At 57.2% G+C, this 20241-nt stretch carries 16 protein-coding genes and 1 pseudogene; 10 read left to right on the top strand and 7 right to left on the bottom strand.

The window, feature by feature from the left end:
- Positions 1-32: 32 nt before the first annotated feature.
- Positions 33-1478: an aldehyde dehydrogenase family protein gene (locus ACYZTR_RS05185; protein WP_461976982.1), complete on the bottom strand. Its 1446-nt coding sequence runs from the start codon at positions 1476-1478 to the stop codon at positions 33-35.
- Between the two features lie 74 nt (positions 1479-1552).
- Entirely contained in the window at positions 1553-2464 is a 912-nt protein-coding gene (gene kdgD / locus ACYZTR_RS05180) for a 5-dehydro-4-deoxyglucarate dehydratase (RefSeq protein ID WP_461976980.1), read from the bottom strand.
- 461 nt (positions 2465-2925) lie between these two features.
- Between kdgD and ACYZTR_RS05175 the strand changes: the two genes are divergently transcribed.
- A complete protein-coding gene (locus tag ACYZTR_RS05175) occupies positions 2926-3273 on the top strand; it encodes a hypothetical protein (RefSeq protein WP_461976979.1) in 348 nt (115 codons plus the stop codon).
- A gap of 57 nt (positions 3274-3330) precedes the next feature.
- On the opposite strand, the gene ACYZTR_RS05170 is transcribed toward ACYZTR_RS05175, so the two are convergent.
- Positions 3331-4080 (bottom strand): FadR/GntR family transcriptional regulator, encoded by a 750-nt coding sequence (locus ACYZTR_RS05170; RefSeq protein WP_461976977.1) that lies wholly within the window; start codon positions 4078-4080, stop codon positions 3331-3333.
- A gap of 249 nt (positions 4081-4329) precedes the next feature.
- The gene (locus ACYZTR_RS05165; RefSeq protein ID WP_461976975.1) at positions 4330-6057 is read right to left on the bottom strand and encodes an ABC transporter ATP-binding protein/permease; all 1728 of its coding nucleotides are present in this window, start codon (positions 6055-6057) and stop codon (positions 4330-4332) included.
- 260 nt (positions 6058-6317) lie between these two features.
- On the opposite strand from ACYZTR_RS05165, the gene ACYZTR_RS05160 reads away from it, so the two are divergent.
- On the top strand, positions 6318-6674 hold the full coding sequence (locus ACYZTR_RS05160) for a hypothetical protein (protein ID WP_461976973.1): 357 nt from the start codon (positions 6318-6320) through the stop codon (positions 6672-6674).
- 89 nt (positions 6675-6763) lie between these two features.
- Here ACYZTR_RS05160 and ACYZTR_RS05155 read toward each other — a convergent pair whose 3' ends face one another.
- Together ACYZTR_RS05155 and ACYZTR_RS05150 are read right to left on the bottom strand one after the other, a co-directional pair.
- Entirely contained in the window at positions 6764-7324 is a 561-nt protein-coding gene (locus tag ACYZTR_RS05155) for a response regulator transcription factor (RefSeq protein WP_003171731.1), read from the bottom strand.
- Positions 7317-8579 (bottom strand): ATP-binding protein, encoded by a 1263-nt coding sequence (locus tag ACYZTR_RS05150; protein WP_461976971.1) that lies wholly within the window; start codon positions 8577-8579, stop codon positions 7317-7319. Before ACYZTR_RS05150 ends, ACYZTR_RS05155 begins: the two co-directional genes overlap by 8 nt.
- 781 nt (positions 8580-9360) lie before the next feature.
- Here ACYZTR_RS05150 and ACYZTR_RS05145 point away from each other — a divergent pair.
- A complete protein-coding gene (locus tag ACYZTR_RS05145; protein WP_461976969.1) occupies positions 9361-10077 on the top strand; it encodes an SIMPL domain-containing protein in 717 nt (238 codons plus the stop codon).
- A gap of 310 nt (positions 10078-10387) precedes the next feature.
- Here the strand turns inward: ACYZTR_RS05145 and ACYZTR_RS05140 are convergent, their stop codons facing one another.
- Complete coding sequence (locus ACYZTR_RS05140) at positions 10388-10738, bottom strand: NIPSNAP family protein (protein WP_449643203.1); 351 nt, start codon at positions 10736-10738, stop codon at positions 10388-10390.
- 149 nt (positions 10739-10887) lie between these two features.
- Between ACYZTR_RS05140 and ACYZTR_RS05135 the strand changes: the two are divergent.
- From ACYZTR_RS05135 to ACYZTR_RS05105, 7 genes and pseudogenes are all read left to right on the top strand, one after another.
- Positions 10888-11211 (top strand): annotated as a pseudogene (locus tag ACYZTR_RS05135) (ABC transporter substrate-binding protein); the annotation flags it as partial.
- Positions 11212-11469: 258 nt separating this feature from the next.
- Positions 11470-13095: an ABC transporter substrate-binding protein gene (locus tag ACYZTR_RS05130; protein ID WP_461976966.1), complete on the top strand. Its 1626-nt coding sequence runs from the start codon at positions 11470-11472 to the stop codon at positions 13093-13095.
- A 303-nt stretch (positions 13096-13398) separates the two neighbouring features.
- Positions 13399-15000, top strand: a complete 1602-nt coding sequence (locus ACYZTR_RS05125; RefSeq protein ID WP_461976964.1) for an ABC transporter substrate-binding protein — start codon at positions 13399-13401, stop codon at positions 14998-15000.
- 173 nt (positions 15001-15173) lie between these two features.
- Positions 15174-16550, top strand: coding sequence for an OprD family porin (locus tag ACYZTR_RS05120; protein WP_461976962.1), 1377 nt, complete (start codon positions 15174-15176; stop codon positions 16548-16550).
- A gap of 78 nt (positions 16551-16628) precedes the next feature.
- Complete coding sequence (locus ACYZTR_RS05115) at positions 16629-18224, top strand: ABC transporter substrate-binding protein (protein ID WP_461976960.1); 1596 nt, start codon at positions 16629-16631, stop codon at positions 18222-18224.
- Between the two features lie 72 nt (positions 18225-18296).
- Positions 18297-19307 carry an ABC transporter permease subunit gene (locus tag ACYZTR_RS05110; protein ID WP_282375033.1) on the top strand — a complete coding sequence of 337 codons (1011 nt, stop codon included), beginning with the start codon at positions 18297-18299 and terminating at the stop codon, positions 19305-19307.
- A 13-nt stretch (positions 19308-19320) separates the two neighbouring features.
- Positions 19321-20232, top strand: a complete 912-nt coding sequence (locus ACYZTR_RS05105) for an ABC transporter permease subunit (RefSeq protein ID WP_461979586.1) — start codon at positions 19321-19323, stop codon at positions 20230-20232.
- The last annotated feature ends 9 nt before the right edge of the window (positions 20233-20241 follow it).

The raw sequence follows: 20241 nt of genomic DNA, 5'->3' as shown, positions 1-20241 counted from the left end.
CTTGGGCAAGGACCTCGCGCGGGGGCAGCGGGTTACGAACCGATGTAAGAAGTTTTTACGACGGTGTAGAACTCTTGTGCGTAGCGACCTTGCTCGCGGGAGCCATAGGATGAACCTTTACGCCCACCGAATGGAACGTGGTAATCCACGCCCGCCGTCGGCAGGTTGACCATCACCATCCCCGCCTGGGAGTGGCGTTTGAAGTGGTTGGCGTACTTCAACGATGTGGTGGCGATGCCCGCGGACAGACCGAATTCGGTGTCGTTGGCCATGGCCAGCGCTGCCTCGTAATCCGCTACGCGAACCACGTTGGCTACCGGGCCGAAAATCTCTTCACGGCTGATGCGCATCGCGGCTTCGCTGTCGGCAAACAGGGTTGGCGCGAGGTAGTAGCCCTCGGTATCGCAGGTCACCAGAGCGCCGCCGCTGACCAGACGCGCACCTTCGGACTGGCCGATGTCGATGTACTTCATGTCTTGTTCAAGCTGAGCCTGGGAAACCACCGGACCGATGTCGGTGCCGGTTTTCAGCGCGTGACCGACCTTGATCGACTTCATGCGCTCGGCCACGGCGTCAACGAACGTGTCGTGAATCCCGGCGGTGACGATGAAACGGCTCGAGGCGGTGCAACGCTGGCCGGTGGAGTAGAACGCGCTCTGTACCGACAGCTCGACCGCTTGCTTGAGGTCGGCGTCGTCGAGAATGATCTGCGGGTTCTTGCCGCCCATTTCTAGCTGAACCTTGGCCTGGCGCGACACGCAACTGACGGCGATCTGACGACCAACGCCCACGGAACCGGTGAAGCTGATGCCGTCGACTTTCGGGCTCTGCACCAGCGCATCGCCCACCACTCGACCGCTGCCCATCACCAGGTTGAACACGCCGGCCGGGAAGCCTGCGCGGGAGATGATTTCGGCCAGCGCCCAGGCGCAACCCGGCACCAGGTCCGCCGGTTTCAGCACGACGCAGTTGCCGTAGGCCAGCGCCGGAGCGATTTTCCACGCAGGGATCGCGATCGGGAAGTTCCATGGCGTGATCAGACCGACCACACCCAGCGCTTCGCGAGTGACTTCGACGTTCACGCCCGGACGCACCGACGGCAGGTAGTCGCCGGACAGGCGCAGGCATTCACCGGCGAAGAACTTGAAGATGTTGCCGGCGCGAGTGACTTCGCCGATAGCCTCAGGCAGGGTCTTGCCCTCTTCCCGAGCCAATAAAGTGCCGAGCTCTTCGCGGCGAGCAAGGATTTCGCTGCCGACTTTATCCAGCGAATCGTGACGCGCCTGAATGCCCGAAGTCGACCACGCCGGAAACGCGGCGCGAGCGGCGTCGATGGCGGCATGGACTTGAGCCAGATCAGCCTTGGCGTATTCGCCAATGGTGTCGGTCAGTTCGGACGGGTTGATGTTGGCGCAGTAATCACTGCCCGCCACCCATTCACCGTTGATGTAGTTATCGAAACGCTTTGCATCTGCCACAACACTTTCCCCTAAAAAAGAAGTCCTCACGCAAAAGGCCGTTGATTGCTCAGCGGCCTGTTTAATCGGGTGTGTTACTGCGCACCTTGCTTGTCGATCAGCGCGGCGAGCATTTCGTACTCTTCGCCGGTCAGATCGGTCAGCGGCGCACGCACAGGACCTGCGTCATAGCCGGCAATTTTTGCCCCGGCCTTGACGATGCTCACCGCGTAACCGGCTTTGCGGTTACGGATGTCCAGGTACGGCAGGAAGAAGTCGTCGATGATCTTGCCGACGGTGGCGTGATCCTCGCGCTCAATGGCGTGGTAGAAATCCATTGCGGTTTTCGGGATGAAATTGAACACCGCCGAGGAGTAAACCGGTACGCCCAAGGCCTTATAAGCCGCGGCGTAGACTTCGGCGGTCGGCAAACCGCCCAGGTAGCTGAAGCGATCACCGAGGCGGCGACGGATCGACACCATCAACTCGATATCGCCCAGGCCATCCTTGTAGCCGATCAGGTTCGGGCAGCGCTCGGCCAGGCGTTCCAGCAATGGCGCGGTCAGGCGGCAGACGTTGCGGTTGTAAATCACCACGCCGATCTTCACCGATTTGCACACCGCTTCAACGTGGGCGGCAACACCTTCCTGGCTGGCTTCGGTCAGGTAGTGCGGCAGCAGCAACAGGCCTTTGGCGCCCAGACGCTCGGCTTCCTGTGCGTATTCGATGGCTTGACGAGTCGAACCGCCAACGCCGGCCAGAATCGGCACGCTGGTTTCGCAGGTATCGACGGCCGTCTTGATGATTTCCGAATATTCGCTGGCCGCCAGAGAGAAGAACTCACCGGTGCCGCCCGCGGCGAACAATGCCGAGGCGCCGTATGGGGCCAGCCATTCGAGACGTTTGATGTAGCCCGCGCGATGGAAGTCGCCCTGAGCATTGAAATCGGTAACCGGGAAAGACAGCAGACCGGAAGAGAGGATGGACTTCAGTTCTTGTGGATTCATTATTCGAACACCCTGGGTAGCGACATATGTGTGTGTGTGTGAGAAACCATTCAGCCTGCGCCGAAGTTGTAGGTCATCGTACAACTTAAAAAATAACCGTCAACTGCATTTCATCGCCAACCCCAAAATTTCGAGTCGGAAAAGTAATTCCTTGGCATTGGAAATCTTCCTTGTCGATTACAAGGGCGGCGGTTAGCTAGGCGATCAAGGACGGGAAACACCGCCACAAGGCTAACGGCGAATCAGGTGATTCGTTGGCGGAGGTGTTGATAGGACATAACCATGATTGGGCCAATCGATCAGCGGCGTGTCGATTGAATGGACTGAGTTGCCACTCATCTGAACTGTCATTTCTGACAGTAGATGACGAAGTCTCTTCACCTTAGAGTCTGGCTTGAGACGGTATCGAACGTCTCGAGCAATTCCAGGCGAATTCAATTCATGAAGAAGGACATTTCAGCATGACTACGCAACCCGAAGACTATCCAGCTCCGAAATATCAAGATATCCATCATCGAGATCTCGGAGGCGAGATTTCCGTATCTGTTAACCCGGGAGACATTTATGTTCGCGTCGATACCAACGGTATGCCGGAAAACACTATCGTGTCGGTATTCATGACGTGGCAGTTTGGTAGCGAAGACCATACTGTAAAGCCTGGTAACACAGGTTACGTTGACAGCAGAATCCGGCACAGCAACTTCGCAGACAAGGTAGGCGAAAAAGCTACCGCTTGGTACACCGTGAAGCTCCCGAACGAGCCAAACAAAGTCACCTCTGACAAAGCAACTGCATCTGTAGTGGAGTAGTCAAGCCCAGGCGACAACGGTTGTTGAAAATGCTTCTGTCGCCGAGCAGTTAAAAGCCTACCCTCGCTGCGCCTCTGCCTCTTCATGGGCATGGCGCAGCCGCTCCCGGCTATTCGTCAGGTGCAAGCGCATAGCCGCCCGGGCCGCATCGGAATCCTGGCGGGCAATCGCGTCGTAAATTTCTTCGTGTTCACGGCTCAGGCGATTCATGTAGTGCTGCTGATCGTCATGGGCCAGGCGCGCGGAGTTGAGGCGTGTACGCGGAATGATGCTGGTGCCCAGGTGGGTCATGATGTCGGTGAAATAGCGGTTGCCCGTTGCCAGGGCGATTTGCAGGTGAAACTGGAAGTCGGACGCCACGGCATCGCTGGCATGGGAGACACTTTCATTCAACGCGTCCAGCGCCGCTCGCATCAACGCCAACTGCTCGGGGCTGCGGCGTTGCGCGGCGAGACCGGCGGACTCCACTTCGAGGCTGATGCGCAATTCCAGAATCGCCAGCACATCGCGCAACGTCACCACAGTCGCCGGGTCGATACGGAAACCGCTCGGGCTTGGGGTGTCGAGCACGAAGGTGCCGATGCCATGGCGGGTTTCCACCTGCCCGGCCGCCTGCAAACGCGAAATCGCTTCGCGCACCACGGTGCGGCTGATGCCATGGGCATCCATGATTGCCGACTCGGTGGGCAACTTGTCGCCACGCTTGAGGTGACCGTCGCGGATCTGGTCGGACAGCACCGTCACCAGTTCCTGAGCGAGGCTGCGGCGCTTGCGAGGGAGGCGTGGTGCGTCGATCGGGTTTTCCATGGTGAACGTCTTTCTCGAAGGTTGCGGCTGAAACCGCATCATAGCTCAACGCGGTTGTACGATCACCACCGCCCCTGTAGGAGCAAGCTGTGGTGAGGGGATTTATCCCCGTTGGATGGCAGAGCCATCCTAAAACCTGCAGCCTCGGTGTAACAAGTTCACCGAGTGCAGAGGGTTCACGACAGCTGCGCCGCCGAACGGGGATAAATCCCCTCACCACAAAAGCCCCCCACATCAGGGCGATGGATATCAGGCGGTCACGGTCTGATCCACCAGATGGCCATTCTCGATACGAACATGCCGTGGATGGAACCGCTTCAGGCTGCTGCGATGCCCAACGCTGACAATGCTCAATCCCGGAATTTCATCGATCAAGGTTTGATACAGCGACGCTTCGTCCTCCTCGTCCATCGCCGAGGTCGCTTCGTCCATATACAGCCATTGCGGTGCATACAGCAGCGCACGGGCAAAGGCCAGACGCTGCTGCTCACCCGGCGACAGCATGCGCTGCCAGTGATTCGCTTCATCAAGACGCGATACCAGATGCGGTAAACGGCAGGTTTCCAGCACATGAACATAGCGCTCGTGCGGATACGTATCGCCAGACTGTGGATAACTCAGCGCTTCACGCAGGCTGCCAATCGGCAGATACGGTTTTTGCGGCAGGAACAGATACCGTGCCGACGGCAGGCGAATGCTGCCGTGGCCAGCAGGCCACAAATGCCCCATCGCCCGCAGCAAGGTCGACTTGCCGCTGCCGGAACGCCCGCTGAGCATGACGCGCTCGCCCTCCTCCACGGTCATGTCGGCGTTGGTCAGCAGGTGACGACCATCCGCCAGGTCGAGGCCAAGGTTATGCACCTTCAACGCCGAGCCATGGTTTTGCACATCAATCGCCGGCGCACGCTCTTCGTTGTCGGTCATGGCCTGGCGGAAACTCAGCAGACGATCACAGGTGGCGCGCCATTCGGCAAGGTCCTGGTACGCCGTGATGAACCAACTGAAGTTATCCTGGACGTTAGCGAACGCCGAGTTGATTTGCATCAGCTCACCCAGCTCGATCTTGCCAGTGAAGTAACGCGGCGCGGCGACCATGAACGGGAAAATGACGGCGATCTGCTCATAACCGGAAGTAAAGAAGGTCAGGCGCTTGGACACTTTCATGATGTCCCAGTAGTTGTGCCAGACCATCCCGAAACGGCTGCTCAAGCGGCGGTTCTCATTAGGCTCGCCGTTGTACAGCGCAATGCTTTCGGCATTCTCGCGAACCCGCACCATCGAGAAACGCAGGTCGGCTTCGAAGCGTTGCTGGTTGTTGTTGAGGCCGATCAGGCGACGGCCAATCAAATGCGTCAGCCAGCTGGCGACGGCGGCGTATACCAGCGCGCACCAGAACATGTAACCGGGAATCGTGAAACCAAACACTTCGATACTGCCCGATACGCCCCACAGAATGATCGAGAACGATACGAGGCTGACGATGTTGCGGATCAACCCGAGCCCCAGGCCCAACGTGTTGCTGGTGAATTTATTGAGGTCTTCGGAAATCCGCTGGTCCGGGTTATCGGTGTATCCGCCCTGCTCCAGCTGGTAGTAATTCTTGTGGCTGAGCCAACGGGCAAAATGCTTCTCGGTGAGCCAGGCCCGCCAGCGAATCGTCAGCATCTGCGTCAGGTAGAGCCGATACACCGCGCCAAGGATCGCCACCGCCGCGATGCCGCAGAAATACAAAATCAACTGCCAGAAGGCCGCTTCGTCCTTTTTCTGCAGGGCGTTGTAGAAGTCCTTGTACCAACTGTTGATCCACACCGAAATCGCCACACTGAACAGCGACAGCGCGATCACGGCGATCAGCAGCGTCCAGGCCTTGCCCTTCTCTTCGCTGCGCCAGTAAGGGGTGATCATCGCCCAGACTTTGCGAAAAAACTGCCCGCGCACAGCATCATTGACCGCGCAATATTCAGCGTTCTGATTCATGGATAAGGCTCGATAAAGAAAAGAACACACACGAACCGATCATAGATGATCAGACCCTGTTATCGCGAGGGCGGTCATGAATTGTTCAGGGGATATTCAGCCAATTCCGGAACATCGGTGACGGGATTTGGCCACTCAAAAGACACCGCTGGTCGCTACTGTCATTTATGACAGTAGAAAGCCCAAGCGCCGCAGCGCTTAACTGTAGCCGCAGGCTGAACAGGTAAATCAAGCGAATCCTTAGCGAAAGGGGACCGGGTATGAGCACTGAAAAATCTGAAGTACCGACACTCACTTGCGACGAAATACGAGACGGGACGCTGTCTTTGGCGAGCATTGAAGGTGACGAGGTCGTCTTTAGAACTACCCGGTTAGAAGGCTATAAATATGGGGCTTTTGAAATGGAGTACCCAGACGGTACTTCAGGAGAGCTTGACCGCGAAGCCAATAAAGACCACCCCGAACAACCCAAAACCAATGAAAAGGTCTGGAGATTTAATAAGGATATTTTTATTCCCGAGGATATAGGCAGCAGCGTAAAAGCGTTTTACTACGCAGCACCTCCTGACGGAGAACTTACAAAGTCTTCTGTACTCACCTTCATCGTTAAAAATTAATCGTCCGTGGGCTACCCGATAGCTGGGTAGCCTTATTAAAAAACGACTGCCGCACTAGCTCGTACATTCCTCGAAACGGCGATTGTCGTTCAGCGACGAACGGGACGCTTCTGCAGTTTGCGCTGCAGCGTGCGGCGGTGCATGCCCAAGGCGCGGGCAGTGGCGGAGATGTTGCCTTCGTGTTCGGTCAGCACGCGCTGGATGTGCTCCCATTGCAGGCGATCCACCGACATCGGGTTTTCCGGCACCAGCGTGTCGAGGTCGGCGTGCTCGGAAAGCAGCGCGGCCAACACGTCATCGGCGTCCGCCGGTTTGCACAGATAATTGCAGGCGCCGCGCTTGATCGCCTCGACGGCGGTGGCGATGCTCGAGTAACCGGTGAGGATCACTACGCGCATTTCCGGGTCCAGCTCAAGTAGCTTGGGCAACAGCACCAGGCCGGAATCGCCGTCCATTTTCAGGTCCAGCGCGGCGTAGTCCGGCAGGTCGGCCTGAGCGATGGTCAGGCCTTCTTCGGCGGAACCGGCGGTGCTGACGCGAAAGCCACGGCGGGACATGGCACGGGCCATCACCCGGGTAAAAGTTGCGTCGTCGTCTACCAGCAGCAAATGCGGCAGTTCTTCGCCTTCGACTTGGATCTCGTCACTCATGTTCGTCTCCTCGGGCGACACGGGGCAGGCGCAGCTCGGTGAGCGTGCCGCCTTCCTCATGACTGTAGAGTTTCACTGAGCCACCGGCGCGTGTCACGCTGGCCTTGCTCAAAAACAGGCCCAGGCCGAAACCTTTGCCCTTGGTGGTAAAAAACGGTTTGCCAATCTGCTCGGCGATGGCCAGCGGCACACCGGCGCCGTGGTCGCGGATGCTGATGGTCAGGTCGTCGGCATTCCAGTCCAGCGTCACTTGCAGCCCTTCGGGGCAAGCGTCGGCGGCGTTGTTGAGCAAATTCAGCAGTGCCTGGGTCAGGTCCGGCGGCGGCGCCATGCGCGGAACGGTGCCTTGACCCAAGCGCTGGAAGCGATAACTGGCTTCCGGACGCATCAGGTGCCAGCGGTTCAGCGCTTCGTCGAGCCAATCGGTGACGTCCTGCATCTCCACCGCCAGACGCCGGTTGGCCTCGGCGGCGCGCACCAGTTGCTGCAAGGTCTGCTTGCACGCCTTGACCTGATCTTGCAGCACCTTCAGATCGTCCTGCAGCATTGGATCGTGATGATCCTGCTGCATCTCTTTGAGCAGCACGCTCATGGTCGCCAGCGGCGTACCCAATTCATGGGCGGCACCGGCGGCCTGGGTGGCGACGGCCAGCAATTGCTGATCACGCAAGCCTTCTTCACGACGAATGGCACGCAGCTCATCCTGACGACGCAGCTCTTCGGCCATGCGTGCGGCGAAGAAGGTGATGACTGCCGCGGCCAAGGCGAAACTCAGCCACATCCCGTAAACCTGAAGGTTTTCCCGAGCGATAGGGAAGGTTTGCAACGGATAGAAGCGCGCCAGCAGCAGGGTGTACATCGTCAACGCGATACCGGACAGAATCACCGAATAGCGCCATGGCAAGGTCACGGCGGCGATGGTCAGCGGCACCAGGTAATAAGAGACGAAGGGGTTGGTCGAGCCGCCGGAGAAATACAGCAACGCACTGTGGATAAACAGGTCGCAGGCCAGTTGCACGGCGTATTCGAGCTCGGTAACCGGCCATGAGGTGCGCAGGCGAATGGCCGTGAACGCACACAACAACATCGAGCAACCGAGGGTTGCGGCCAGTTGAAACCAGGGCAGTGGCAGCAAGTCGAGCCAGTAGGCCAGGCCCACGGAACCGGCCTGAGCGGCCAACACCAACGTGCGGATGAACGTCAGTCGCCAGAGATTCTGGCGAGTAGCAGAAGTGATTTGAACGGGGGCGAGCATGAGCTCTCCTGATGAGCGCTCCAGGCGGATCGCACGGAGTATAACCAAGGCGCGGGGTGGAGGGGCGAAAGTGCGGCAAACGACCACAGGGTGCGACGATCTGTGCAAGCTAAGACTTTTCGGAGTGGAGACAACAAATCAGAAACGCTGTCGAGGCGGACACCTGATTTCATGTGCATTGCGCACACTGCCTCTTCAGAAAACCGGCAATCCATTGGTCATTGCCGGTTTGGCGAAGCAACCATTCACTCCCCCGAATTTCTGGTGGTGGCTGGTTGTAGACGCTCAAATATCGAGACAATTAGTAATGAGAGGGAGCGACTCTGGAGTTATACCTGTTCCAGGCGTCCGCCCAAGCTTCGTCCCAAGTTCCGAATTTGCCGCTTACTTGCTGTCCGCCGACGAAAACGGCTATCCAACTGTCAGTACCTCCGGCGACTTCGAGAACGTCATAACCATGGTTTCTCATCTCCGTTTTACGTTGCTCGTCCATTTTGATTTCCTCTGTCAGACTTAGTGATGATCGAAGCCATCGCCGTTGCCGCTAACGGCCAAGTTTGGCTTGGCTCGAGATCATGCTGCATCAAGTAAAAAACCATATCTACTGTCAGACCTGACAGGTACGGTGCCGCTTGTTCGTTAAAACTTGCGCACGACCCGCCAGCGGCCACCACTATCTGTATAGAAGTTGTAACTGGGCGAACCGGATCATAAAAGCTAGAGTCTGATGGTTTCACGCAGGCCCCCGAACCATCACCTGCGCCCTCATCAAGGAGCTTTCATGCACACATTCCGCCGCAGCGCCGCCCTTCTCGCCCTCAGCGTTGGCACTATCGCCAGCCTCCCGGCCCTGGCTGCCGACGAACTTCATTACAACCAGATCGCCCTGCGCGCCGAAGTCAGTCAGGAAGTCGCCCGCGACCTGATGATCGTGACCCTCTACACCGAAGAACAAAACACCGACCCGGCCAAACTTGCCGCCGACGTCAGCACCACCATGAACAAAGCGCTGGCCCAGGCTAAAGAAGTCAAAGACATCACCCTGCGTCAGGGCAGCCGCAACAGCTACCCGATCTACGACACCAAGGGCCAGAAAATCACCGGCTGGCGCGAACGCGCCGAACTGCGCCTGGAAAGCTCGAACTTCGCCGCGCTGTCGAAACTGACCGGCGAACTTCTCACCGACCTGAAAATGGGCGGCATGGATTTCGCCATCGCCACGCCAACCCGCAAGGCCAGCGAAGATGCGCTGCTTAAAGAAGCCGTGACGGCCTTCAAGACCCGAGCTCAACTGGCGACCGACGCCTTGGGTGGCAAGGGTTACAAAATCGTTAACCTGAACCTGAACAGCAACGGTTATCCACAGCCGTACATGCGCGGGCCGATGATGATGAAAGCCGCCGCCATGGACTCCGCACCAGTGACCCCGGAAGTTGAAGCCGGCACCAGCCAGGTCAGCATGACGGCGGATGGAGCGATCGAAGTGTTGATGCCTTGATTCGATAACCCGTACACAGAAACGGCGGTCACTGAAGTGATCGCCGTTTTTTATTGCCTGGCGGAAGCTGGGGTGGGTCTGATGACTTTGTGGTGATTGATCCGCCGTCATCGCGAGCAGGCTCGCTCCTACATGTGATCTGTGTCGTGCACACAATCCATGTACACACTCGATCCCTGTGGGGGCGAGCCTGCTTCGGGCGGCGTTGCGACGATGAACGCTAACGCGGTCTATACCGGATCGATGGTGTCCAGCACACGGTTCACCGACTACCCCGAGATTGTTAGTGAATGGCTACGCTGATTGAGCATCAGCCCTGGTTAGATTTACGGGAAGCTCTGATGGTATCAATCGCATCTTGAGTGAGCGCCATAACTGTCTTTGTACTGACTTCAATTCGGCTGATGATGCCTGCTCTCGGACCTTGCTTCCATTCAGTACTTGAGTAAAAAAGATCTTGAGAAGCTTGGCGATGGCTCTCGCTCTCATAGGAGCGAATCAAATGATAGCTATCATCGTCATGCAAAGAGCCGCCATAAGAAACGACATCCACACCCGCCTTTAAATGAAGCGGAACGCTTACTTCCTGCATTATTCGATGGAAATCCAGTCCTGATCCCGGTTTCAAGGTGTACATCAGGATTTCAACAATTCGAGTCATTCCAAATCTTCCATGTGGGATTTCAAGCTCCTGCCTTACGAGCATGCATCCCTCGCCTATATCTAACCAGGGATTTGTGCTCACTTACCTGCCGCCGACATGGACCTGAACAAAACGATCAAGAGCGTAGACAAAATCGACGACCATAGATGATTGATGGCTGGACCGGCGACAACGGTGACCCGGACAACTGGCTCGGCGTGCTTTACAGCTGCGCCACGGTGAAAGGTAGCAACTACGCCAAGTGGTGCGACCCGGCGTACGACAAATTGATTCAGCAGGCCAAAGTGTCCACTGACAAACAGCAACGGATCAATTTGTACCAACAGGCACAACAAATCCTTAAGCAAAAAGTACCTATCACACCAATTGCGAACTCGACGGTGTTTCAGCCGCTGCGCAAGGAAGTCACCGACTTCAAGATCAGCCCGTTCGGTCTCACACCCTTCTATGGTGTGGGTATAAATAAGTAACACCTCGCTCCAACCGGGTGCGCCAGGCGCCCCGGTCGCCCTCTGTCGGTGCGCGATTTGCACCGAAAAAAACCTGCGCAAACGGTCAAATGCGCAGGAATTTATACATATGCGACATTAAGGTACGTTCGTACCACTGTTTAAGGCTTGTTGCCACTCAGGATCTTGCAATGGGTATGGCCCCTGCATAAGTATCCGCAGGCACGACTCACGAGGTCGTCCTCTAATTCCAAAAATGACAACAATCATGAGGCCACCATGCTTAAACACGCGGTCATTCCGTTTTTAGTCGGCGCAAGTTTGTTAGCTAGCGCACCTTTCGCCCAAGCGGCGACTAACCTGGTGTTTTGCTCCGAAGGGAGCCCGGCCGGTTTTGATCCTGGTCAGTACACCACCGGAACCGACTTCGACGCCTCTGCAGAAACCATGTTCAACCGTTTGACTCAGTTCGAACGTGGCGGCACTGCTGTCATTCCTGGTCTGGCGACCAAGTGGGACATCTCCGATGACGGCCTGACTTACACCTTCCACCTGCGTGAAGGCGTCAAGTTCCACACCACCGCGTATTTCAAACCGACTCGTGAGTTCAACGCCGACGACGTGCTGTTCACCTTTAATCGCATGATTAACAAGGATGATCCGTTCCGTAAGGTATACCCGACCGAATTCCCGTACTTCACCGACATGGGGATGGACACCAACATCACCAAGATCGATAAAGTCGACGACCACACCGTCAAGTTCACCCTCAAAGAAGTTGATGCCGCGTTCATCCAGAACATGGCCATGAGTTTCGCCTCGGTCCAGTCCGCCGAGTACGCTGCTCAGTTGCTCAAGGAAGGCAAAGCCGCCGACATCAACCAGAAGCCGGTCGGCACTGGCCCGTTTGTGTTCAAGAGCTACCAGAAAGACTCCAACATCCGCTACACCGGGAACAAGGACTACTGGAAGCCTGAAGACGTCAAGATCGACAACCTGATCTTCGCCATCACCACCGACCCGTCGGTGCGTATTCAAAAGCTGAAGAAGAACGAGTGCCAGATCACTCTGTTCCCACGTCCGGCTGACCTGAAGGCGCTGAAGGAAGACAAGACCCTGAAAATGCCTGACCAGGCCGGTTTCAACCTGGGCTACATCGCCTACAACGTGATGGACAAGGTCAAGGGCAGCAACGAGCCAAACCCGTTGGCTAACCTGAAAGTTCGCGAAGCGCTGGACATGGCGGTGAATAAACCGCAGATCATTGATTCGGTTTATCAGGGCGCCGGCCAACTGGCTGTTAATGCCATGCCGCCGACCCAGTGGTCCTACGACACCACCATCAAAGACGCCAAATACGATCCTGAGAAAGCTAAAGAGCTGCTCAAGGAAGCCGGCGTCAAGCCAGGTACCGAAATCGTTCTGTGGGCGATGCCGGTGCAGCGTCCATACAACCCGAACGCCAAGCTGATGGCAGAAATGCTGCAGTCCGATTGGTCCAAGATCGGTCTCAATGTCAAGATCCAGAGCTACGAATGGGGCGAGTACATCAAGCGCTCCAAAGGCGGCGAAAACCAGGCGATGATCATCGGCTGGAGCGGCGACAATGGTGATCCGGACAACTGGCTCAACGTGTTGTTTGGTTGCGACTCGCTGAGCGGCAATAACTTCTCCAAGTGGTGCGACAAGAAGTTTGACGGCATCGTGAAAGAAGCCAAGCGCACAACCGACCAGGCAAAGCGCACCGAACTGTACAAACAGGCGCAACACGTCCTCAAGGACGCCGTTCCAATGACACCTATCGCTCACTCGACGGTGTACCAACCCATGCGCGACAACGTGCAGGACTTCAAGATCAGCCCATTCGGTTTGAACTCCTTCTACGGCGTCAGCGTCAGCAAATAAGGTTTGGCAACGGCGACGTTTTTGACGTCGCCGTTGCTTTATCTGCCGAGAAAGTAGGAAACAACCCACATCCATTTCCGCTGAGTATTACGGCAGCGGTGTCGGACGCGTTGACCTTTCCTACAAGTCTTTAGGACTTTACGCATTTACTGCCAGACCCATCGCTCATACCGTCGGGATCTGACCAGTGCAGGCGTGGGCTCTCGGTTTTTGCTGCACGTCATGGTTTGAGATCAGTGAGGCCTCCACGTCTCTGGACGGGACGGCTCATTGTTAAAACACTAAAAATAAGGAGCGAGTGTCATGCGCCATACCTTGGTTTTATCCGCATTACTGGGCACCGGCCTGCTGGCCGCCACTTCCATTAGCCAGGCCGCCAATAACAGCCTGGTGTTCTGCTCCGAAGGCAGCCCCGCTGGCTTCGACACCGCGCAGTACACGACTTCGACCGATAATGACGCCGCCGAGCCGTTGTACAACCGGTTGGCAGAGTTCGAAAAAGGCGCCACCAACGTCGTACCAGGTTTGGCCACTAGTTGGGATATTTCCGAGGACGGCCTCAAGTACACTTTTCACCTACGCGAAGGGGTGAAATTTCACACGACCAAATACTTCACGCCGACCCGTGATTTCAACGCCGACGACGTGCTGTTCACGTTTAATCGCATGCTTGATCCACAGCAACCTTTCCGTAAGGCTTATCCGACCGAGTTCCCGTATTTCAACGGGATGAGCCTGAACAAGAACATCGCCAAGGTCGAGAAGACCGGGCCGTTGACCGTGGACATGACACTCAACAGCGTGGACGCCGCGTTCATCCAGAATATCGCCATGAGCTTCGCCGCCATTCTGTCCGCCGAATACGCTGACAAACTGCTGGCCGAAGGCAAACCGAGCGATATCAACCAGAAGCCGATCGGCACCGGGCCGTTCGTGTTCAAGAGCTACCAGAAAGATTCCAACATCCGTTACACCGGCAACAAGCAGTACTGGGACCCGAGCCGGGTCAAGCTCGATAATCTGATCTTCGCCATCAACACCGATGCCTCGGTGCGCGTGCAGAAGCTCAAGGCCAACGAGTGCCAGATCACCCTGCACCCGCGCCCTGCCGATGTGACTGCGCTGAAGAACGACCCGAAACTCACGCTCATCGAGAAGCCTGGTTTCAACCTCGGTTACATCGCCTATAACGTTCGGCACAAGCCTTTCGATCAACTCGAAGTTCGCCAGGCGCTGGACATGGCGGTGAACAAGCAGGGCATTCTCAACGCCGTTTACCAAGGCGCGGGGCAACTGGCGGTCAACGCCATGCCACCGACCCAATGGTCCTACGACGAGACCATCAAAGACGTCGCCTACAACCCGGAAAAAGCCAAGGAACTGCTCAAGGCTGCCGGCGTGAAGGAAGGCACTGAAATTACCCTCTGGGCCATGCCGGTCCAACGCCCGTACAACCCCAATGCCAAGTTGATGGCCGAAATGCTTCAGGCTGACTGGGCGAAGATCGGCCTCAAGGTCAAGATCGTCAGCTACGAATGGGGCGAGTACATCAAGCGCACCAAGAATGGCGAACACGACATCAGCCTGATTGGCTGGACCGGTGACAACGGGGACCCGGACAACTGGCTCGGCACGCTTTATAGCTGCGACGCCATTGGCGGCAACAACTACTCCATGTGGTGTGATCCGGCTTACGACAAGCTGATCAAGCAGGCCAAGGTCGTCACCGACCGCGACCAGCGCACCGTGCTTTACAAACAGGCGCAGCAGTACCTCAAGCAGCAGGTGCCCATGACGCCAGTCGCTCACTCGACGGTTAACCAGCCGTTGAGCGCCAAAATCGAAGGATTCATGGTGAGTCCTTTCGGTCGTAACGTGTTCTCGGGCGTCAGCATAGAAAAATAATCGATTAGCCAGAAACGCTGAGGGCGGATTCCGCCCTCACGCAAGCGTATTGCCGTAAATCCTCAGTTCGGCGTGTAGCAAACGTTTGCGATGCCTTGAATGAGTTAAAAAAAAAATAGCCGGATCACAAAAAAAGACCGGCATAAAAAAAAGATAGAAAGGAGCTTCACCCCATGAAACTGAGTAAATCTGCGCTATTGGCTATGGCCATCAGCAGCGTAACCGCCACGGCTTACGCAGAAACCCAAAGCCAGGACTTCGTTCCGACCCAACTGGCCAGCACCAATTCCCAGTCGGAAGCCAAAGGCTTCATCGATGGCCAAAGCCTGTCGGGTTCTACCCGTAACTGGTATGCCAACGAAGACAAACAACGTGGCGGTACTTTCAAGTACGAACGCCATGGTGAAACGCTGACCGGCTCGCGTCGCATCAACTGGGTTCAGGGCACCATCCTGAACTACACCTCGGGCTTCACCCAAGGCACCGTGGGTTTCAGCACCGAAGTTGCTGCCTACAACGCCATTGCGCTGGATCGCAGCCGCGAAGACATCAAGGGCGGTTCCAACCGTACCCTGGCTCACACCAACGGCGATGCCGTGGATCAGTGGAGCAAACTGGGTCTGGCCAACGTCAAGGCACGTATCTCCAACACCACCCTGACCGCCGGCCGCATGAACTTCAGCAGCCCGATCGTCGATGTCATCGGCAACCGTCCGTTGCCTTCAAGCTTTGAAGGTGTGGCCATTCACAGCGAAGAGTTCGACAACCTGTCGTTCGACCTCGGCACTTTCGACCGCGTGTCGCCACGTACCGAGCAGAGCCTGTCGAAGTTCCGCTCCGAGTACACCAACAACGGCGCTGAAACCGACCACGTGAACACTGCCGGCCTGAACTATCAGCCGTTCAAAAGCCTGAAAACCAGCCTGTACGCGACCAACGTCGAAGACTTCTGGAACCAGTACTACTTCGGCGCTACTCACGAACTGGGTGACAGCTCGGTCCTGAGCCTGACCACCGGCCTGAACTACTACAAAACCGTCGACGAAGGCAAAAAGTTGATGGGTGAAATCGACAACGACACCTACTCTCTGTCGTTCGGCCTGACTCACCAGGCCCACAGCCTGACCTTCTCGTACCAGGAAGTGAACGGTAACGAGTACTTCGACTACCTGCACGAAACCAACGGCATCTACCTGGCCAACTCCCTGCTGTCGGACTTCAACGGCCCGAACGAGAAGTCCTTCCAGATCGCCTACGGTCTGAACATGGCCGAATACGGCGTGCCAGGCCTGAAGTTCAACATCTACCAGGCTCGCGGCTGGGGCATCGACGGTACGCACTACACCGGTACCGCCTACGACGTTCGCAACATGGACGGCGAGAACCACTATGAATACGGCATCGGTTCTTCGTACGCCGTGCAAAGCGGTCCGCTCAAGGCCACCACTGTTCGCGCGACCTACACCACTCACCGCGCCAGTGATAACCAGTCTGACGGCAGCATCAACGAGTTCCGTCTCGTGACCACTATCCCGTTCAAGATTTTGTAAAAACACTGCCCGACGGCTGACTCATGACGAGTCGGCCGTTCGGTTTTTTGTCTTCAACCGATTGCAGAGGGTTCTTTGATGAAAATGCTTCCCCTACGTGCGGCCATCGCTGCCGCGTTGCTGAGTGTCGCTGTTGGCGTCTCGGCCAAACCCCTGGTGGTTTGCACCGAAGCCAGTCCGGAAGGCTTCGACATGGTCCAGTACACGACTGCAGTCACCGCCGATGCAGTGGCCGAAACCATCTTCAATCGTCTGGCGGACTTCAAACCCGGTACCACTGAAGTGATTCCGGCACTGGCCGAATCCTGGGACATCAGCGAGGACGGTCTGACCTACACGTTCCACCTGCGCAAAGGCGTCAAGTTTCACACCACCGAATACTTCAAGCCGACCCGCGACATGAACGCCGACGACGTGGTCTGGAGCTTCCAGCGTCAGCTGGACCCGAAACATCCGTGGCACAACAAGTCGAGCGTGGGCTTCCCGTACTTTGAAAGCATGGGCTTCAAGGAACTGCTGAAAAGCGTCGAGAAAGTTGACGACAACACCGTCAAATTCACGCTGACCCGTCGCGAAGCGCCGTTCCTGGCAGACGTCGCCATGGCCTTCTCCTCGATCTATTCCGTTGAGTACGCCGACCAGTTGCTCAAGGCCGACAAGACCGGCGACCTGAACAACAAGCCGGTCGGCACCGGCCCGTTCGTTTTCCAGCGTTACAACAAAGATGCCCAGGTGCGCTTCAAGGCCAACCCGGACTACTTCCGTGGCAAGCCGCCGGCTGATGCCCTGATCCTCGCCATCGCCACCGATAACAACGTGCGCCTGCAAAAGCTCAAGGCCAACGAGTGCCAGGTCGCTCTGTATCCGAAACCGGATGACATCCCGAGCATCAAGAAAGACACCAACCTGAAGGTTGATGAGATGAACGCGATGACCGTTTCCTACATCGCGATGAACACCTCGCACAAATACATGAGCGACGTGCGTGTGCGTAAGGCCATCGACATTGCGTTCGACAAGGCTGCGTACGTGAACGCGCTGTTTGGCAAAGGCAACGCAACTGTCGCGGTCAATCCGTTCCCGGACACGCTGCTAGGCTACAACCACGGCCTGAAAAACCCGCCACGTGATCTAGACAAGGCTCGCGCCCTGCTCAAGGAAGCGGGCGTGCCGGATGGCAGTGTTTTTACTCTGTTCACCCGTAACGGCGGCGGTCCAACCAACCCGAACCCGATGCTCGGCGCGCAGATGATGCAGGCTGACCTGGCCAAGGTCGGGATCACGGTCGACATTCGCGTCATGGAATGGGGCGAAATGCTCAAACGCGCGAAAAACGGCGAGCACGACATGGTGTCTGCCGGATGGGCGGGCGATAACGGCGACCCGGATAACTTCCTGACGCCTAATCTGAGTTGCGAAGCAGCCAAGAACGGCGAAAACTACGCGCGCTGGTGCAACGAGAAATTCCAGACGCTGATTGACGAAGCTCGGGCTAAAGTGAACCCGACGGAACGTGCAGCGCTCTACGAACAAGCCCAGGAAGTTTTCAATCAGGACCAGCCATGGATCAGCATGGCGCACACCCGTATGTTCACCGCAATGCGCAACAACGTAGAGGGCTATCACATTAGCCCGCTCACCACTAATAACTTCGCCACCACCCAGGTGAAGTAGATAAGAAACTACCGGCATTCCTGACCCAGGAATGCCGGGCACGCCTAACCGGCTGATGAGGTACACCACAAGATGTTTAGTTTTATTGCCCGCCGATTGGGGTTATTGATCCCCACATTCTTCGGCATCACCTTGCTGACTTTCGCACTGATTCGCATGATTCCTGGCGACCCCGTGGAAGTGATGATGGGCGAACGTCGCGTCGACCCCGAAATGCATGCTCAGGCAATGGAACGCCTGGGGCTGAACAAACCCCTGTATGCCCAATACCTGGATTACGTTGGCAAACTGGCCCACGGCGATCTCGGCGAATCCCTGCGTACCCGTGAAAGCGTCTGGACCGAATTCACTTCTCTATTCCCCGCGACCCTGGAACTGTCCATGGCCGCCCTGTTGTTCGCCGGCATCCTGGGCCTTCTGGCCGGGGTGATCGCGGCACTCAAGCGAGGATCCCTGTTCGACCACGGGGTGATGGGCATCTCCCTGGCGGGATATTCGATGCCGATCTTCTGGTGGGGCCTGATCCTGATCATGTTCTTCTCGGTATCACTGGGCTGGACCCCGGTGTCCGGGAGGATCGACCTGCTCTATGACATCGAGCCGCGGACCGGCTTCATGCTCATCGACACGCTGCTGGCCGATGACGTCGGTGCGTTCTTCGATGCGCTGCACCACCTGATCCTGCCGGCCATTGTGCTTGGCACCATCCCGCTGGCGGTGATCGCGCGGATGACCCGCTCTTCGATGCTCGAAGTGCTGCGTGAAGATTACATTCGTACCGCCCGCGCCAAGGGCCTGTCGCCGTCGCGCGTGGTGTTCGTTCACGGCCTGCGCAACGCGCTGATTCCGGTACTGACCGTGGTCGGCCTGCAAGTCGGCACATTGCTGGCCGGTGCGGTCCTGACCGAAACCATCTTCTCCTGGCCCGGCATCGGCAAATGGCTGATCGAAGCCATTGGCGCACGGGATTATCCCGTGGTGCAGAACGGCATCCTGCTAATCGCCTGCCTGGTGATTCTGGTCAACTTCGTGGTGGACATCCTCTACGGCTTTGCCAACCCACGCATTCGTCATCAGCGCTGAGATCATCATGACCATGACCACTTCAATTCCATCGGTAGCAGTCGATCAAAGCCTGCTGTACCCGTCCCCGTACAAAGAATTCTGGCATGCATTCTCCAGGAACAAAGGCGCTGTCGCCGGCCTGATGTTCATGCTGCTGGTGATTTTCTGCGCACTGTTCGCCCCTTGGGTGGCACCGCATAACCCGAGCGAGCAGTACCGCGACTTCCTGCTGACCCCGCCGTCCTGGCTGGAAGGTGGGCAAATCCAGTTCCTGCTCGGCACCGATGAACTGGGTCGCGACCTGCTGTCGCGTCTGATCCACGGTTCGCGCCTGTCCCTGCTGATCGGCTTGTCGTCAGTGGTGATGTCGCTGATTCCGGGCATCCTGTTGGGTCTGTTCGCCGGGTTCTACCCGCGCCTGCTGGGCCCGACCATCATGCGTCTGATGGACATCATGCTAGCCCTGCCATCCCTGCTGCTGGCGGTGGCGATTGTCGCCATCCTCGGCCCTGGCTTGATTAACACCATTATTGCCATCGCCGTGGTGTCCCTGCCGTCTTATGTTCGTCTGACCCGCGCAGCGGTAATGGGCGAGCTGAACCGCGACTACGTGACCGCCGCGCGTCTGGCCGGCGCCACGCTGCCACGCCTGATGTTCATCACCGTGCTGCCTAACTGCATGGCACCGCTGATCGTTCAGGCCACCTTGAGTTTCTCCTCGGCGATTCTCGATGCCGCGGCACTGGGCTTCCTCGGCCTTGGCGTGCAACCGCCAACCCCTGAGTGGGGCACCATGCTGGCTTCGGCTCGCGATTACATCGAACGCGCCTGGTGGGTCGTCAGTCTGCCTGGTTTGACCATTTTGCTCAGCGTGCTGGCAATCAACTTGATGGGCGACGGCCTGCGCGATGCGCTGGACCCGAAACTCAAGAATGCCGCCTGAGGAGATTCA

It is taken from the genome of Pseudomonas sp. Hz4, from assembly GCF_054898165.1.
The sequence above is the reverse complement of the archived record's forward strand: the minus strand, read 5'-3'. Positions and strand labels throughout refer to the sequence as shown.

What these genes read in the sequence shown, in the direction of transcription:
- kdgD (WP_461976980.1), bottom strand. Translation starts at nt 2,464, where the DNA reads ATGAATCCACAAGAACTGAAGTCCATCCTCTCTTCCGGTCTGCTGTCT.
- ACYZTR_RS05175 (WP_461976979.1), top strand. Translation starts at nt 2,926, where the DNA reads ATGACTACGCAACCCGAAGACTATCCAGCTCCGAAATATCAAGATATC.
- ACYZTR_RS05170 (WP_461976977.1), bottom strand. Translation starts at nt 4,080, where the DNA reads ATGGAAAACCCGATCGACGCACCACGCCTCCCTCGCAAGCGCCGCAGC.
- ACYZTR_RS05165 (WP_461976975.1), bottom strand. Translation starts at nt 6,057, where the DNA reads ATGAATCAGAACGCTGAATATTGCGCGGTCAATGATGCTGTGCGCGGG.
- ACYZTR_RS05160 (WP_461976973.1), top strand. Translation starts at nt 6,318, where the DNA reads ATGAGCACTGAAAAATCTGAAGTACCGACACTCACTTGCGACGAAATA.
- ACYZTR_RS05155 (WP_003171731.1), bottom strand. Translation starts at nt 7,324, where the DNA reads ATGAGTGACGAGATCCAAGTCGAAGGCGAAGAACTGCCGCATTTGCTG.
- ACYZTR_RS05150 (WP_461976971.1), bottom strand. Translation starts at nt 8,579, where the DNA reads ATGCTCGCCCCCGTTCAAATCACTTCTGCTACTCGCCAGAATCTCTGG.
- ACYZTR_RS05145 (WP_461976969.1), top strand. Translation starts at nt 9,361, where the DNA reads ATGCACACATTCCGCCGCAGCGCCGCCCTTCTCGCCCTCAGCGTTGGC.
- ACYZTR_RS05140 (WP_449643203.1), bottom strand. Translation starts at nt 10,738, where the DNA reads ATGACTCGAATTGTTGAAATCCTGATGTACACCTTGAAACCGGGATCA.
- ACYZTR_RS05130 (WP_461976966.1), top strand. Translation starts at nt 11,470, where the DNA reads ATGCTTAAACACGCGGTCATTCCGTTTTTAGTCGGCGCAAGTTTGTTA.
- ACYZTR_RS05125 (WP_461976964.1), top strand. Translation starts at nt 13,399, where the DNA reads ATGCGCCATACCTTGGTTTTATCCGCATTACTGGGCACCGGCCTGCTG.
- ACYZTR_RS05120 (WP_461976962.1), top strand. Translation starts at nt 15,174, where the DNA reads ATGAAACTGAGTAAATCTGCGCTATTGGCTATGGCCATCAGCAGCGTA.
- ACYZTR_RS05115 (WP_461976960.1), top strand. Translation starts at nt 16,629, where the DNA reads ATGAAAATGCTTCCCCTACGTGCGGCCATCGCTGCCGCGTTGCTGAGT.
- ACYZTR_RS05110 (WP_282375033.1), top strand. Translation starts at nt 18,297, where the DNA reads ATGTTTAGTTTTATTGCCCGCCGATTGGGGTTATTGATCCCCACATTC.
- ACYZTR_RS05105 (WP_461979586.1), top strand. Translation starts at nt 19,321, where the DNA reads ATGACCACTTCAATTCCATCGGTAGCAGTCGATCAAAGCCTGCTGTAC.